This window comes from Massilia sp., from assembly GCF_031995545.1.
GTDB lineage: Bacteria > Pseudomonadota > Gammaproteobacteria > Burkholderiales > Burkholderiaceae_D > Telluria.
The window spans coordinates 16,052-29,100 of record NZ_DAMAGA010000028.1 but is presented as its reverse complement, the minus strand read 5'-3'; the positions used below and the strand labels follow the sequence as shown (position 1 = coordinate 29,100).

The 13,049-nt window shown below is 64.6% G+C and carries 14 protein-coding genes; 6 read left to right on the top strand and 8 right to left on the bottom strand.

Going from position 1 to position 13,049, the window contains the following annotated elements; genetic code table 11:
• Positions 1 to 34 precede the first annotated feature (34 nt).
• Positions 35 to 799 carry a DUF72 domain-containing protein gene (locus RTQ83_RS17525; RefSeq protein WP_312517187.1) on the bottom strand — a complete coding sequence of 255 codons (765 nt, stop codon included), beginning with the start codon at positions 797 to 799 and terminating at the stop codon, positions 35 to 37.
• A 143-nt stretch (positions 800 to 942) separates the two neighbouring features.
• Here RTQ83_RS17525 and trxC point away from each other — a divergent pair, with 143 nt between their 5' ends.
• Positions 943 to 1,380, top strand: coding sequence for a thioredoxin TrxC (trxC, locus tag RTQ83_RS17520; RefSeq protein WP_312517185.1), 438 nt, complete (start codon positions 943 to 945; stop codon positions 1,378 to 1,380).
• An 88-nt stretch (positions 1,381 to 1,468) separates the two neighbouring features.
• Complete coding sequence (locus RTQ83_RS17515) at positions 1,469 to 1,831, top strand: hypothetical protein (protein WP_312517183.1); 363 nt, start codon at positions 1,469 to 1,471, stop codon at positions 1,829 to 1,831.
• A 50-nt stretch (positions 1,832 to 1,881) separates the two neighbouring features.
• Here RTQ83_RS17515 and RTQ83_RS17510 read toward each other — a convergent pair whose 3' ends face one another.
• The 4 genes from RTQ83_RS17510 to phaC form a co-directional block, all read right to left on the bottom strand.
• Entirely contained in the window at positions 1,882 to 3,054 is a 1,173-nt protein-coding gene (locus RTQ83_RS17510) for a cystathionine beta-lyase (protein WP_312517181.1), read from the bottom strand.
• Between the two features lie 25 nt (positions 3,055 to 3,079).
• Positions 3,080 to 4,528, bottom strand: coding sequence for a 30S ribosomal protein S12 methylthiotransferase RimO (rimO, locus tag RTQ83_RS17505; RefSeq protein ID WP_312517179.1), 1,449 nt, complete (start codon positions 4,526 to 4,528; stop codon positions 3,080 to 3,082).
• A gap of 161 nt (positions 4,529 to 4,689) precedes the next feature.
• Positions 4,690 to 5,256, bottom strand: a complete 567-nt coding sequence (phaR, locus tag RTQ83_RS17500; protein WP_312517177.1) for a polyhydroxyalkanoate synthesis repressor PhaR — start codon at positions 5,254 to 5,256, stop codon at positions 4,690 to 4,692.
• 275 nt (positions 5,257 to 5,531) lie between these two features.
• Positions 5,532 to 7,322: a class I poly(R)-hydroxyalkanoic acid synthase gene (gene phaC / locus RTQ83_RS17495; RefSeq protein WP_312517175.1), complete on the bottom strand. Its 1,791-nt coding sequence runs from the start codon at positions 7,320 to 7,322 to the stop codon at positions 5,532 to 5,534.
• 46 nt (positions 7,323 to 7,368) lie between these two features.
• Between phaC and RTQ83_RS17490 the strand changes: the two genes are divergently transcribed.
• The gene (locus RTQ83_RS17490) at positions 7,369 to 7,641 is read left to right on the top strand and encodes a hypothetical protein (protein WP_312517173.1); all 273 of its coding nucleotides are present in this window, start codon (positions 7,369 to 7,371) and stop codon (positions 7,639 to 7,641) included.
• A gap of 23 nt (positions 7,642 to 7,664) precedes the next feature.
• On the opposite strand, the gene pgeF is transcribed toward RTQ83_RS17490, so the two are convergent.
• Complete coding sequence (pgeF, locus tag RTQ83_RS17485) at positions 7,665 to 8,465, bottom strand: peptidoglycan editing factor PgeF (RefSeq protein ID WP_312517171.1); 801 nt, start codon at positions 8,463 to 8,465, stop codon at positions 7,665 to 7,667.
• A complete protein-coding gene (locus tag RTQ83_RS17480; protein WP_312517169.1) occupies positions 8,465 to 9,559 on the bottom strand; it encodes an RluA family pseudouridine synthase in 1,095 nt (364 codons plus the stop codon). Before RTQ83_RS17480 ends, pgeF begins: the two co-directional genes overlap by 1 nt.
• A 64-nt stretch (positions 9,560 to 9,623) precedes the next feature.
• Between RTQ83_RS17480 and RTQ83_RS17475 the strand changes: the two genes are divergently transcribed.
• Positions 9,624 to 10,463, top strand: coding sequence for an outer membrane protein assembly factor BamD (locus RTQ83_RS17475; RefSeq protein WP_312517167.1), 840 nt, complete (start codon positions 9,624 to 9,626; stop codon positions 10,461 to 10,463).
• A 92-nt stretch (positions 10,464 to 10,555) separates the two neighbouring features.
• Here RTQ83_RS17475 and yaaA read toward each other — a convergent pair whose 3' ends face one another.
• Complete coding sequence (gene yaaA / locus RTQ83_RS17470; protein ID WP_312517165.1) at positions 10,556 to 11,326, bottom strand: peroxide stress protein YaaA; 771 nt, start codon at positions 11,324 to 11,326, stop codon at positions 10,556 to 10,558.
• Between the two features lie 34 nt (positions 11,327 to 11,360).
• Here yaaA and RTQ83_RS17465 point away from each other — a divergent pair, with 34 nt between their 5' ends.
• Both RTQ83_RS17465 and RTQ83_RS17460 read left to right on the top strand, forming a co-directional pair.
• A complete protein-coding gene (locus RTQ83_RS17465) occupies positions 11,361 to 11,816 on the top strand; it encodes a putative toxin-antitoxin system toxin component, PIN family (RefSeq protein WP_312517163.1) in 456 nt (151 codons plus the stop codon).
• 24 nt (positions 11,817 to 11,840) lie between these two features.
• Positions 11,841 to 13,004, top strand: coding sequence for a pyridoxal phosphate-dependent aminotransferase (locus RTQ83_RS17460; RefSeq protein ID WP_312517161.1), 1,164 nt, complete (start codon positions 11,841 to 11,843; stop codon positions 13,002 to 13,004).
• Positions 13,005 to 13,049 lie beyond the last annotated feature (45 nt).

The window sequence follows — 13,049 nt, the reverse complement described above, 5'->3', positions numbered from 1 at the left end:
CAGGCACGCACAAGCTGTCCGTGCATCAATGCCGTCAGGCCGGCGCACAGCCGCCCTTCCCCATCAGCTCCAGCGCGTTCGGCACCGACGCGCCTTCGGCCGTGTTATCGAAGATGCACCAGACCGTGCGGCCGGCTGCCGCCTGCGCCTCGAGCCGGGCGCGCCATGCGGCAATCTCGTCGGCCGGATAGCTTGAGTAATAGATGCGCGGCGTGCCGTGCAGACGCACGTAGACGGCGCGCTCGCTCGTCGGCTCGTGCTCGCCGGGCTGTCCTGCAGCAGGGTCGGCAATCACCCGCACCACCTCGCATTCGCGCAGCAGCGCGCTGGCCGGCTCCGAAAACCAGCTCGGATGGCGCGCCTCGAACGCCACGGTGCAGCCGAAGCGTGCGCGCAGGCTGTCGAAGAAGGCGTGCGCCGGAGCATCGACGAAGCCGAAGCGTGGCGGCAGCTGCACCAGCAGGCAGCCGAGCTTCTCGCCCAGCATGCCGGCCTCGCCATGGAAGCGGTCGAGCTGCTCGTCGACCTCGATCAGGCGCGCGTCGTGGGTCACGGCGCGCGGCACCTTAACTGCGAAGCGGAAGTCGTCGGGCACGCTGTCCGCCCAGCGCGCATAGGTCTCGGGCTTGTGCGGCCGGTAGAACGAGGAATTGATTTCCACGGTAGGAAACACGGCGGCGTAGCGCTCCAGGTGACTGCCTTCGACCGGGAATGCGTCGGCGCAGGCTTTCGGCAGGCTCCAGCCGGCGCAGCCGACCAGCAGGTTGCCGCCGCCGTTGAGTAGAGGTGTCTCTTGCATCGATGGCTCGAAGTTTTGTCGTTTCCACAATTCTACGAAAGTCGGCCGCGTCCTGTCGCATGGCTGGGGCGGCGACGCGATTCGCATGCGGCGCTTACAATCATGGCATTCAGAACATGCCATGAACACGCAAGGAGAATTCCATGACCGAGCCGCTTCACGTCGTCTGCCCGCACTGCGACGCCGTCAACCGCCTGCCGCAGGCGCGCCTGCAGGATGCGCCCACCTGCGGCAAATGCGCCAACACCCTGTTTGCCGGCCGCCCGCTGGACGTCGACAGCGCCCGCTTCGAGCGCCACGTGTCGCGCAACGATATTCCGGTGCTGGTCGACTTCTGGGCCGAATGGTGCGGTCCGTGCAAGATGATGGCGCCGGCCTACGCCCAGGCCGCCGGACGGCTGGAGCCGGCAGTGCGTTTGCTGAAGGTCGATACCGAACGGGCGCAGGATCTCGCAGCGCGCTTCGCGATCCGCAGCATCCCGACCATCGCCCTGTTCCGCGGCGGGCGCGAGATCGCGCGCCAGGCCGGCGCCATGGATGCCGGACGGCTGGTGGCGTGGGTACAGCAGCACGTAGGCTGAAGCAGACGATCACAGCGCGCGACAAGTCTCGAAGCGACGATGCTACACTGGCAACAAACGGGACTTCCCCCGCACTGAAGGAGCTGCTATGTCGCAAGAACTGGTTATGGAACGCGGCGTCGAAGACGCCAAGCACTGGGCACGCATCCTGTACATCATCCATGCGCTGACCTTCTTCTTTTCGCTCGGCACGCTGTCGATCATTCCGGTGATCGTCAACTACGTGAAACGTCCGGAGACCGCAGGCACGATGGTGCACAGCCATCACACCTGGATGATCAAGTCATTCTGGTGGTATGTGATGTGGATGGTGGTCGGCGGCGTGCTGTTCGCCACCATCATCCTGATCCCGCTGGCGTACGTGGTGTGGTTCGTTGTCTGGGTGTGGAAGGCGTACCGTCTGGTGCGCGGATTCCTGGACCTGAACAGCAACCGGGCGATGCCGGTGTAAACACGAATGGGGCCGACGGCCCCATTTTATTTGATGCGCAGCCCGTGGTTTTACAACTGCGCGAAAGCGCGCTCCAGATCCGCGATCAGGTCGGCCGGATCTTCGAGTCCGATATTGAAACGCACCAGCACGCCGTCGTCCCACCGCGTGCGCATGGTCTTGATCCGGTACGGCATCACCAGGCTGTTCGGCCCGCCCCAGCTGTAGCCGATGCCGAACAGTTCCAGCGCATCGACCAGGCGATCGACCTGCTCTTCGCTGTAGCACGCATCGAACACCACCGAGAACAGGCCGCCGGCGCCGGTGAAGTCGCGTTTCCAGTTGGCGTGGCCCGGACAATCCTCGAATGCCGGATGCAGCACCTTGACTACCTCCGGCCGCGACTTGAACCAGGCCGCCACTTCGCGCGCGCTGGCGTCGTGACGCTCGAAGCGCAGCTTCATGGTCGGCAAGCCGCGCTGGACCAGGTAGGCATCGTCGGCGCCGACACCCATCCCGAGCCGCATATGCGCCTGCGCCAGACGCTCGTTCAGTGCACGGTCGCGCGTAATGACGGCGCCCATCAGCAGGTCGGCGCCGCCCGACTGGTACTTGGTCAGCGCATGCATGACGATATCGACGCCGAGGTCGAAGCCGCGCAGCGCCAGGCCGGCCGACCAGGTGTTATCCAGCGCCACGATCACGCCGCGTTCCTTCGCAGCGCGGCACAGCGCCGGCAGGTCCGGCACCTCCATCGACACCGAGCCGGGCGCTTCGGTCCAGAGCAGCTTGGTGTTCGGCTGAATCAGCTCGGCGATGCCGGCGCCGATCATCGGATCGTAATAGCGCGCGCTGACGCCGAAATCCTGGGTCAGCCAGCGTCCCAGTTCACGGTTCGGGTTGTAAACGTTCTCGGGCAGCAGCACGTCGTCGCCGCTTTTGAGCAGCGCGAAGTCGACCATCGCGATCGCCGCCAGGCCGGACGGCGTGAGCAGGCAGTGATTGCCGCCCTCGATCTCGGCCAGCTTGCCTTCCAGCACGAAGGTGGTCGGGGTGCCGTGCAGGCCGTAGGTGTACGACTGCTTGTCCTTCCACTCGGTCGAACGCATCGCTGCCACGTTCGGGAACAGTACCGTCGAAGCGTGATGGATGCCGGGCGGGAAGGCATCGAAGCCCGGCGGCGCGACGTAGTCGCTGTGGATCAGGGTGGTCTGGATCGACTTCTGTATCGACTTATCGCTCATTGCGCCGCGGGCTTGGGATGAAGGTTTAAACCGGCGAGGCCCACAGGTCGTGAGCGTCGGCCTTGGTGATGGTCACGTCGAGGAACTGGCCGACGGCTATTCTTTGCTTGCCCGGCACCAGCGGACGCTTGATGTGCACCACGCCGTCGATTTCCGGCGCGTCGGCGCTGGAACGGCCGATGGCTTCGCGCGCGCCCACTTCGTCGACCAGCACGCGCATGGTCTTGCCGACCTTGGCCTGCAGGCGCTTAGCCGAGATTTCTTCCTGCAGCAGCATCACCCGCGCACGGCGTTCTTCGCGCACTTCTTCCGGCACCGGATTGGCCAGTTCGTTGGCGGTCGCGCCTTCGACCGGCGAATAGGCGAAGCAGCCCAGACGGTCGATCTGTGCTTCCTTCAGGAAGTCCAGCAGGTATTCGAATTCGGCCTCGGTCTCGCCCGGGAAGCCGGCAATAAAAGTGGAGCGGATCGTCAGATCCGGGTTCATGCGGCGCCAGTTGAGGATGCGATCGAGGTTCTTCTCGCCGCTGGCCGGGCGCTTCATGCGCTTGAGGACGTCCGGATGCGCGTGCTGCATCGGGATGTCGAGGTAAGGCAGCACGTGGCCGTCGCCCATCAGCGGAATCGCCTGGTCGACGTGCGGGTACGGATAAACGTAGTGCAGGCGCACCCAGGCGTCGTACTGGCGTGCCAGCTGGCCCAGCATCTCGACCAGCTGGGTCATGTGGGTTTTGACCGGACGGCCGTTCCAGAAACCGGTACGGAACTTGACGTCGACGCCGTAAGCGGACGTGTCCTGCGAGATCACCAAGAGTTCCTTGACGCCGGCCTTGAACAGGTTCTCGGCTTCGATCAGCACTTCATCGATGCGGCGCGACACCAGGTCGCCGCGCATCGACGGGATGATGCAGAAGCTGCAGCGGTGGTTGCAGCCTTCGGAAATCTTCAGGTAGGCATAGTGCTTTGGCGTGAGCTTGACGCCGTGGTCCGGCACCAGGTCGACGAACGGGTCGTGCGGCTTCGGCAGGTGCAGGTGCACCGATTCCATCACCTCGGTCACCGCGTGCGGGCCGGTCACGGCCAGCACCTTCGGGTGCACCTTGGTGATGATGTCGTCGCCCGCGGCGTCCTTCTTGGCGCCAAGGCAGCCGGTGACGATCACCTTGCCGTTCTCGGCCAGCGCTTCGCCGATCGCGTCGAGCGACTCCTGCACCGCGGCGTCGATGAAGCCGCAGGTGTTGACGATCACCAGGTCGGCGCCGTCGTAGGACTTGGCGGTCTGGTAGCCTTCGGCGCGCAGCTGGGTCAGGATCTGTTCCGAATCGACCAGCGCCTTCGGGCAGCCGAGCGAGACGAAGCCGACTTTCGGCGCGACCGAGCCTGGCGCCGGCGACGGAATGACGACGGCGGGCGCGGCGGCTGCGGCAGCGATGCTGCTGTTGTTGGCGGAAGGATTACGACGAAGTTCGTGCATGGGCGGACGACAAAGATTTGAGCAATCCGCGATTGTACAGGAACGTGGTGCAGCGGTGGGATCGAGGGGCTGGACTGTTGCTTGCGGGTCCGCCGAAGCTTGACCACATGGAAACGGAAGCAGGTGGCCTGCAGGGAGCCACCCGATGGTTTTTTTGCCGTTTACTTCTTGTCCGTCGGCGGCGGCGTCATTCCCGGGAACGGAAACGCCCCGAACATCGCCTTGCTCTGGTTCTGCATCTGCTCCTGCATCTGCATGAACAGGTTCTTGCTCTGGTCGATGTAGTTGTTCATCATGCCCTGCATCATCGGGCCCTGGACGTTCATGAACTGGGTCCACATCTCGGGGCTGAACGGCTTGCCCTCGAGCGCGCCGGCGGCGCCGCTGGTGAACTTGTTCTGGATGTCGGTGAAGGCCTGGACGTTCTTTTCCAGGTACGAGCCCATCATGCCCTGCATCGCATGGCCGTAGTAGCGGATGATCTGCGCCAGCACCGAGCTCGAGAACATCGGAATACCGTTCGCTTCTTCTTCCAGAATGATCTGCAGCAGAATGCTGCGGGTCAGGTCTTCGTTCGACTTGGCGTCGACCACGGTGAACTCGTCGGCGTCGAGCACCAGCTGTTTGACGTCGGAAAGAGTGATGTAAGAGCTGGTCTGGGTGTCGTACAGCCGACGGTTGGGATACTTCTTGATCAGGCGTTCCGTACTTTTCTTCACACTACTCATCTCTCGTTCCATTGGTTGCGCCGCGGCGTCCGGGGGTGTTGGCCTCGTCTCCACGCACTTATGATTATGTTCACCGGACGATGTTCACTCAAGCGCCGGTTTATCTCCTGTTCGCTCCTGTCCAGCCCGCTGCTCGAGCTGGGTTCGAGTCAGCAGCCGGACACCGAGCACCATACCATGCAATCCACGCAGGTGCAGCAATTATCGGTTTTATCACTAATCTAAACTTTTTGTCAACAAACCGCGTTGACACGGAATTGCCAGTGCGCCGTTGTTCAGTCGCCGCGCGCCTTGACGTAACGGCCTGGCGCCGGCTCCAGTGGGCGGTAGCGCTCGCTGCCGTGGGCTGCCGGCGCGGCCACTTCAGCGCCGCCGTTTTCGGCCAGGAACCTGGCCCACTCCGGCCACCAGCTTCCCTTGTTCTCGGTCGCGCCTTCGAACGACTCCAGGTCGCTCTTCACTTTCGCCTTGCCCTTGCCTTTGGCGGCGCCGTCGTTGACCCAGTAGCTGCGCTTGTTCTTCGACGCCGGATTGATCACGCCGGCAATGTGGCCGGATGCACCCAGCACGAAGCGGTTCGCCTTCGGGTTTTTCGGATTGAGCAGGCCCATCGAGGCATACGCCGCCTGCCACGGCACGATGTGGTCTTCCTTCGAGCCGTAGATGAACACCGGCGCCTCGATCTTGCCGAGGTCGACCGGCACGCCGCAGACGGTGAGCGCGCCCGGCACCTTCAGCTTGTTTTCCAGATAGGTATTGCGCAGGTACCAGCAGAACATCGGACCCGGCAGATTGGTGCTGTCGGCGTTCCAGTACAGCAGGTCGAAGGCCGGCGGCTCCTTGCCCTTGAGGTAGTTCTGCTGCACATAGTTCCACACCAGATCGTTCGGACGCAGCGCCGAGAAGGTGGTGGCCAGGTCGCGTCCCGGCATCAGGCCGCCCGCGCCCAGATGCTGCTCGCGCAGCGCCACCTGGGTTTCGTCGACGAACACTTCGAGCACGCCGGTGTCGGAAAAATCGAGGAGCGTCGTCAGCAGCGACAGGCTGGCGGCCGGGTGACGACCGCGTTCGGCCAGCACCGCCAGCGCGGTGGCGGCGATGGTGCCGCCGACGCAGAAGCCGAACACATGGGCCTTGTCCTGGCCAGTGATCTCGCCCACCACGTCGAGCGCGCGGATCGCGCCTTGCTCGACGTAATCGTCCCATTTCAGGTTGCCCAGCTCGCGGCCCGGATTGCGCCACGAGACCATGAACACGGTGTTGCCCTGCTCCACGACGTAGCGCACCAGCGAATTTTCCGGCTGCAGGTCGAGGATGTAGAACTTGTTGATGCACGGCGGGATCATCACCAGCGGCACCGTGTGCACGTTCGGCGTCGTCGGCGTGTACTGGATCAGCTGGAACAGCTCGTTCTCGTACACCACCTGGCCCGGCGTGGTGCCGACGTTGACGCCGACCTCGAACGCCGATTCGTCGGACTGCGAAATGCGGCCCTTCTGCAGGTCGGCCAGCATGTTCGACAGCCCCTTGGTGAGGCTCTCGCCCTTGGTCTCGATCATCTTCTTCTGCGCTTCCGGATTGGTAGCGAAGAAGTTAGCGGGCGACATGGCATCGACCATCTGCTGCACCGTGAAGCGGATCTTCTGCTTTTCGCGCGCGCCGGCCTCGACCGCGTCAGCCATGGCCAGCAGGAATTCGGAGTTGAGCAGGTAGGACGCGGCGGAGAAGGCCGACATCGGATTGCTCGACCACTCGGAGGCGGAAAAGCGCTTGTCATGCAGCTCGGGCGTTTTGCCGGACATGAAGTCTTGCCACAGTTGGCCACCCTTTTTGAGATAATCGTCGCGGATCGCTTCCAGCTTGCCCGGCGCGATACCGGCGCCGGCGTTCTTCAGGAAGTCGAGCATCGGCGTCATGTTGCCGGCCGCGGGCATGGTTGGCATTGCCGGCATGGTGGGCACGCCGGGCATCGTCGGCATCATGTTCATCCAGCCCTGCCAGGCCGACGGGTCGGTGAATTGGGACAGCCAGTTGGAGGCGAAAGCTTGCGGGTCAGGCATGTTCATGTGGGCATCCGTTGTCAGGGTCTCGTCTAATCACCAGGAATAAGTCATGTGGATCGTCGCCATTGCTTGGATGTACGTAGTCGTATTGATGGCGGCAACCGAGCCGACCGTGGTGGGCGGCATCATGACGTTCTTGTTCTATTGTGCCCTGCCATTATCTCTTCTTTTTTACATTTCGGGCGCAAGAAGGCGCCGCGTCCGCCAGCGCGGCGCGGCGCCGCAACGCAACCTTGAACGGGACGTGGAACGGAATGTCGATACCAGGAAGGATGGCACGGGAGGCCCGGACACCATCGATGCCGATGGCGATGGCGACTGACTTGTCATCAGCCGCGATTGCGCTTACTTCAGCCAGATCAGGCTGGCCTGGCGCCCGGTGACGCCGTCGCGCCGGTAGGAGTAAAAGCGCTCGGGTGCGCTGGCGGTACAGATGCCGCCGCCATGCACGCGCGTCACGCCATCGCGCGCCAGCATCAGGCGCGCCAATGTGAACATATCGGCCAGGTATTTGCCGGGGCGGCCGGGATAATCGGTGAAGCAGTCACGCGTGGCCGCGCCCGGCAGCGCCTCCATGAAGGCGTCGATCACGTCCTGCCCTACCTCGAACGACTCTGGACCGATGGCCGGCCCCATCCACGCCGTGATCTCGCTGGCACCCGCCGCGCGCATCGCGGCCACGGTCTGCCCCAGCACACCGCCGGCCAGTCCGCGCCAGCCGGCGTGGGCCGCGCCAACCACTTTGCCGTCCAGGTCGGCAAACAGCACCGGCAGGCAATCGGCGGTCAGGATCGCGCACACCACACCTGGCTGCGTGGCGATGCTGGCGTCGCCGGTGCAGGTCGGACGGCCGGGGCCGGCCAGCGCCGCATCGACCACCTCGGCGCCGTGCACCTGGGCGATCCAGGCCGGCACGCCGGGCAGCCAGGCTTGCAGACGCGCGCGGTTTTCGCGCACGTGTTCGCCGTCATCAGCCACGTGCAGGCCGAGGTTCAGCCCGCCGCCGCCCTTGCCATCGTCGTAAGGACCACGGCTGACGCCGCCGTCGCGCGCTGTCGCCAGCGCGCCGACACCCGCCGGCAGGTCCGGCCACTCGGGCCAGACCAGGTCGTCAGCAGTCAGCGCACGCGCCATATCGGCCGGCATCAGGCGCGGTATTCGACCACGACATCGCCGTCGTCGTCATCGTCGAATTCGTCCTGGACGTCGCCATCCTGCGGCTCGTCGATGCCGGCCTTGGCGATCAGCTCGGCGAAGTCGGCGGCCAGCGGCACGGTCCATTCGCAGTCTTCGCCGCTGCCCGGATGCACCAAGCCCAGGCGGCGCGCCTGCAGCGCCTGGCGGTGGAACACCGGCGTCAGGTGGCGCTTGCCATATACCGCGTCACCGACCAGCGCGAAGCCGAGCGACTGCATGTGCACGCGGATCTGGTGCGTGCGGCCGGTCTCCAGGCGGCAGCGCACCAGGCTCACCGGGCGACGGTCGAGTTCGCCGGTGGCGACGCGCTCGTAATGGGTGATCGCCGGCTTGGCGAACGGGCTGCTCGAGACCGCCATCTTGACGCGGTCCTTGGCATCGCGCCCCATCGGACTGTCGATCGTGCCCGACGCCCGCGGCGTGCCCCACACCAGCGCGAAGTATTCGCGCTTGACGGTGCGCGCCTGCAGCTGGCGCACCAAGTCGGTCTGCGCGGCCAACGTCTTGCCGACGACCATCAGGCCACTGGTGTCCTTGTCCAGGCGGTGCACGATGCCGGCGCGCGGCACGCCCACCAGCTGCGGGCAATGGTGCAGCAGGCCGTTGAGCAGCGTGCCGGTCCAGTTGCCGGCGCCCGGATGCACGACCAGGCCGGCCGGCTTGTTGATGACGATGATGTCATCGTCTTCATGCACGATGTCGAGCGCGATCGCTTCCGGCGTGAAGGCCGTGTCTTCCGGCGCCGCTTGTGGTTCAATCACGACGGCTTCGTCGCCGTACGCGGTGTCCTTGCCACGGGCGGGCTTGCCGTCGACGGTAATGTGGCCGCTTTCAAACCACAACTGCAGGCGGCTGCGCGAGAATTGCGGCACCAGGGTGGCGACCACCTTGTCCAGGCGCTGGCCGCAATGCTCCTCGTTCAGCGCAAGGGTGATGGGGGACAGATCGATGCCGGAAGCGGGCGCGAACCCGCCCTCCAGCTCGTCGTCCAGGTCATTGTCATCAGGTAGTTCCGCCGAACCCGGCGCAGGAGTTAATATCACGTCAGTCCCATCGGCTATAATCAGCCGTTCGTTGAATCTAGGTAAAACTTTCTTGCAAAACGCTATGCAAAAAAAATTGTCTGTATTGGTCGCTACTTGCGCCCTCGTCGGTCTGTCGGCCTGCAGCATGCTGCCATCGGCCTCCGACGAAACCAAAAACTGGTCGGCGGAGAAATTATACGCTGAGGCGCGCGAGGAGATGGCCGGCGGGCACTACGAAGCCGCGATCAAATTGTTCCAGCGGCTCGAAACCAACTACCCGTTCGGCACCTACGCTGCGCAATCGCAGATGGAGATCGCCTACGCCTATTACAAATCGCAGGACCAGGCCGAGGCGCTGGCCGCGGTCGAACGCTTCATCAAGCTGCACCCGAACCATCCCCAGGTTGACTACATGTACTACCTGCGCGGCCTGATCAACTTCAACGACCAGCTGGGCTTCTTCAGCTTCATCTACGAACAGGATCCGACCGAGCGCGACCCGCGCGCAACCCGCGAAGCCTTCACGGCGTTCAAGGTCCTGGTCGACAAGTTCCCGAACAGCAAATACGCGCCGGACTCGATCGCGCGCATGAGCTACCTGATCAATGCGATGGCGCAGTACGAAGTGCACGTGGCGAGCTACTACTACCGCCGCGGCGCCTACCTGGCGGCGCTCAATCGCGCGCAGGAAGCCTTGGCCAACTACAGCGACGCCCCGGCGCGCGAAGAAGCGCTGTTCATCATGATGCGTTCGTACGACAAGCTCGGCCAGCCGCTGCTGCGCGACGATACGCAGCGTGTGTTCACCATGAACTATCCGAACAGCCGCTTCCTGAATCCGAACGCGTCGCGTGAGGCGCCGTGGTGGAAGTTCTGGGCCAAGAGCGGGCCGAAGCCGTCGCCGAAGGACGCGGTGGAATAAGGATCGGTAGCCGCGGCGCGCGTTGTGCGGCCGCGGCATCAACCAGTCGCCTGCTCAGGCGCGGCTACTGGTTTGCCCTGTCAGGCAAACGATCACACTTCCAGGCGGCGCCTGTACACCCACTTGCGCTCGCTCGACAGCCCAGGCTCGAACGCATACCCGTCCACGTCGAACTCTTTCAGCTGCTCGGGATCGGTAATTCCGTTCTGCGCCGCATAGCGCGCCATCATCCCGCGCGCACGCTTGGCATAGAACGAAATGATCTTGTACTTGCCGCCCTTCCAGTCTTCGAACACGGGATCGATCACCGGGGCTGCCAGCAGCTTGGGCTTCACCGACTTGAAGTATTCTTCCGACGCCAGGTTCACCAAGGCCGTCGCCCCTAGCGCTTCCAGCTGGCGGTTAAGCGCCCCGGTCACGATCTCGCCCCAGAACGCGTACAGGTCCTTGCCGCGCGGGTTCAGCAGCCGGGTACCCATCTCGAGCCGGTACGGATGCATGCGGTCCAGCGGGCGCAGCAGGCCATACAGGCCGGACAGGATGCGCACCCGCTGCTGTGTGTAGCCGATGGCGTCCGCATCGAGCGTGCGCGCATCGAAGCCGGCGTACACGTCGCCGTTGAACGACATGATGGCCTGGCGCGCTTCGGCGTGGTCCGGCTGCCAGTGGGCGTAGCGGCCGACGTTGAGCACGGACAGCGCGTCCGACAGCTTCATCAGCTCGCCGATGGCGGCCGGCGAATAGCCGCGCAGCACCTCGATCAGCTCGGCGGCATGCGGGACGAAATCGGGGGTGGTATGGTGCTCGGTGGTGCTGGGGGAGTCGAGGTCGAGGGATTTGGCGGGCGACAGTACGATCAGCATGAAGACAATTAATTTCTACAAATAAACAACCGACATGATACCCGCTTCCGCCAAACCCATCGTCATCGACACCAATGTGCTGCTCGACCTGTTCGTCTTCAACGATCCGCGCTGGGGCGAGCTGCTGCAAGCGATCGAAAGCGGCGAAATCCAGGCCCTGACCCGCGCCGATTGCCGCGATGAGTACCTGGCCGTGCTGCGCTACCCGCACCTGCCACTGGACGACGACAGCCGCGCCCAAGCAGCGGCCCGCTTCGACGCCCTGCTGCACCTGGTCGCGCCGGATGCGAAGCACGTGCGGCTGCCGGTGTGCACCGACCGCGACGACCAGAAATTCATGGAGCTGGCGCGCGACGCCGGCGCCACGGTCTTGATCAGCAAGGACAAGGCCCTGCTCAAGCTCAACCGCAAGACGGCGCAGGCCGGGCTGTTTCGCATCATGCTGCCCGAGGCGTGGCTCAAGGCGCGCGCCGCGGGCACGCTAGAATAAGGCATTCATCTTTCGACAACGATCATGACCACTCCGCTCTTGCCTCTCACTTCGCGTCTGCCGCAAGTCGGCACCACCGTGTTCACGCAGATGTCCCAGCTCGCCGCCGAACACGGCGCCGTCAACCTGGGACAGGGTTTCCCCGACTTTCACTGCGACCCGAAGCTGGTAGACCTGGTGACCGAGGCCATGCACGCGGGCCACAACCAGTACCCGTTCATGACCGGCGTGCCAGCCCTGCGCGAAGCCGTCGCGGACAAGATCGCGGCGCTGTACGGTCATCGCTACGACGCCGCCGCCGAGATCACCGTCACCGCCGGCGCCACGCAGGGCTTGATGACGGCGATCCTGTGCGCGGTGCATCCGGGCGACGAAGTGATCGTCATCGAACCGGCCTACGACAGCTATGCGCCGGCGATCGCCCTGGCCGGCGGCGTGGTGGTGCCGGTGACGATGCGCGTCGGCGCGGACGGCTACAGCGTACCGTGGGACGACGTCGAAGCCGCGGTCACGCCGCTCACCCGCATGGTGGTGATCAACACACCGCATAACCCGACCGGCAGCATCCTGCGCCGCGCCGACCTCGATGCGCTGGCCGCGATCGTCGACGGCACCCGCATCCTGGTGCTGTCCGACGAGGTCTACGAGCACATGGTGTTCGACGGCCAGCCACATGCTTCGGTGTCGTCGCACCCGCTGCTGGCGGCGCGCGCCTTCGTGGTGTCGAGCTTCGGCAAGACCTATCACGTGACCGGCTGGAAGGTCGGCTACGTGGCGGCGCCGGCGGCCTTGTCGAGCGAGTTCCGCAAGGTCCACCAGTACAACGTCTTCAGCGTCAACGCGCCGATGCAGCACGGGATCGCCGCCTACATGGCCGATCCGGCGCCGTGGCGCGACCTGCCGGCGTTCTATCAGAAGAAGCGCGACCTGTTCCGCGCGGGGCTGGCCGGCAGCCGCTTCGAGCTGCTGCCGGCGGACGGCACCTACTTCCAGTGCGTGCGCTATGGTGCGATTTCGGATCTGCCGGAGGCGGAGTTTGCCAAGTGGCTGACGCGCGAGGTGAAGGTGGCGGCGATTCCGGTGTCGGCGTTCTACAGCCAGCCGCAGGAGTCGGGCGTGGTGCGGTTCTGCTTCGCGAAGCGGGATGAGACGCTGGAGATGGCGCTGGAGCGGCTGGCAGTGCTGTGATCCGCCCCGGGCGACCGCACTCTTGGCGGTCGTGAGGGTGGTAGC

Coding starts and splice junctions, on each gene's coding strand:
- RTQ83_RS17525 (WP_312517187.1), bottom strand. CDS start 799: ATGCAAGAGACACCTCTACTCAACGGCGGCGGCAACCTGCTGGTCGGC.
- RTQ83_RS17475 (WP_312517167.1), top strand. CDS start 9,624: ATGCAAAAAAAATTGTCTGTATTGGTCGCTACTTGCGCCCTCGTCGGT.
- pgeF (WP_312517171.1), bottom strand. CDS start 8,465: ATGCCGGCCGATATGGCGCGTGCGCTGACTGCTGACGACCTGGTCTGG.
- RTQ83_RS17460 (WP_312517161.1), top strand. CDS start 11,841: ATGACCACTCCGCTCTTGCCTCTCACTTCGCGTCTGCCGCAAGTCGGC.
- RTQ83_RS17490 (WP_312517173.1), top strand. CDS start 7,369: ATGTGGATCGTCGCCATTGCTTGGATGTACGTAGTCGTATTGATGGCG.
- phaC (WP_312517175.1), bottom strand. CDS start 7,322: ATGAACATGCCTGACCCGCAAGCTTTCGCCTCCAACTGGCTGTCCCAA.
- phaR (WP_312517177.1), bottom strand. CDS start 5,256: ATGAGTAGTGTGAAGAAAAGTACGGAACGCCTGATCAAGAAGTATCCC.
- RTQ83_RS17465 (WP_312517163.1), top strand. CDS start 11,361: ATGATACCCGCTTCCGCCAAACCCATCGTCATCGACACCAATGTGCTG.
- rimO (WP_312517179.1), bottom strand. CDS start 4,528: ATGCACGAACTTCGTCGTAATCCTTCCGCCAACAACAGCAGCATCGCT.
- yaaA (WP_312517165.1), bottom strand. CDS start 11,326: ATGCTGATCGTACTGTCGCCCGCCAAATCCCTCGACCTCGACTCCCCC.
- trxC (WP_312517185.1), top strand. CDS start 943: ATGACCGAGCCGCTTCACGTCGTCTGCCCGCACTGCGACGCCGTCAAC.
- RTQ83_RS17515 (WP_312517183.1), top strand. CDS start 1,469: ATGTCGCAAGAACTGGTTATGGAACGCGGCGTCGAAGACGCCAAGCAC.
- RTQ83_RS17510 (WP_312517181.1), bottom strand. CDS start 3,054: ATGAGCGATAAGTCGATACAGAAGTCGATCCAGACCACCCTGATCCAC.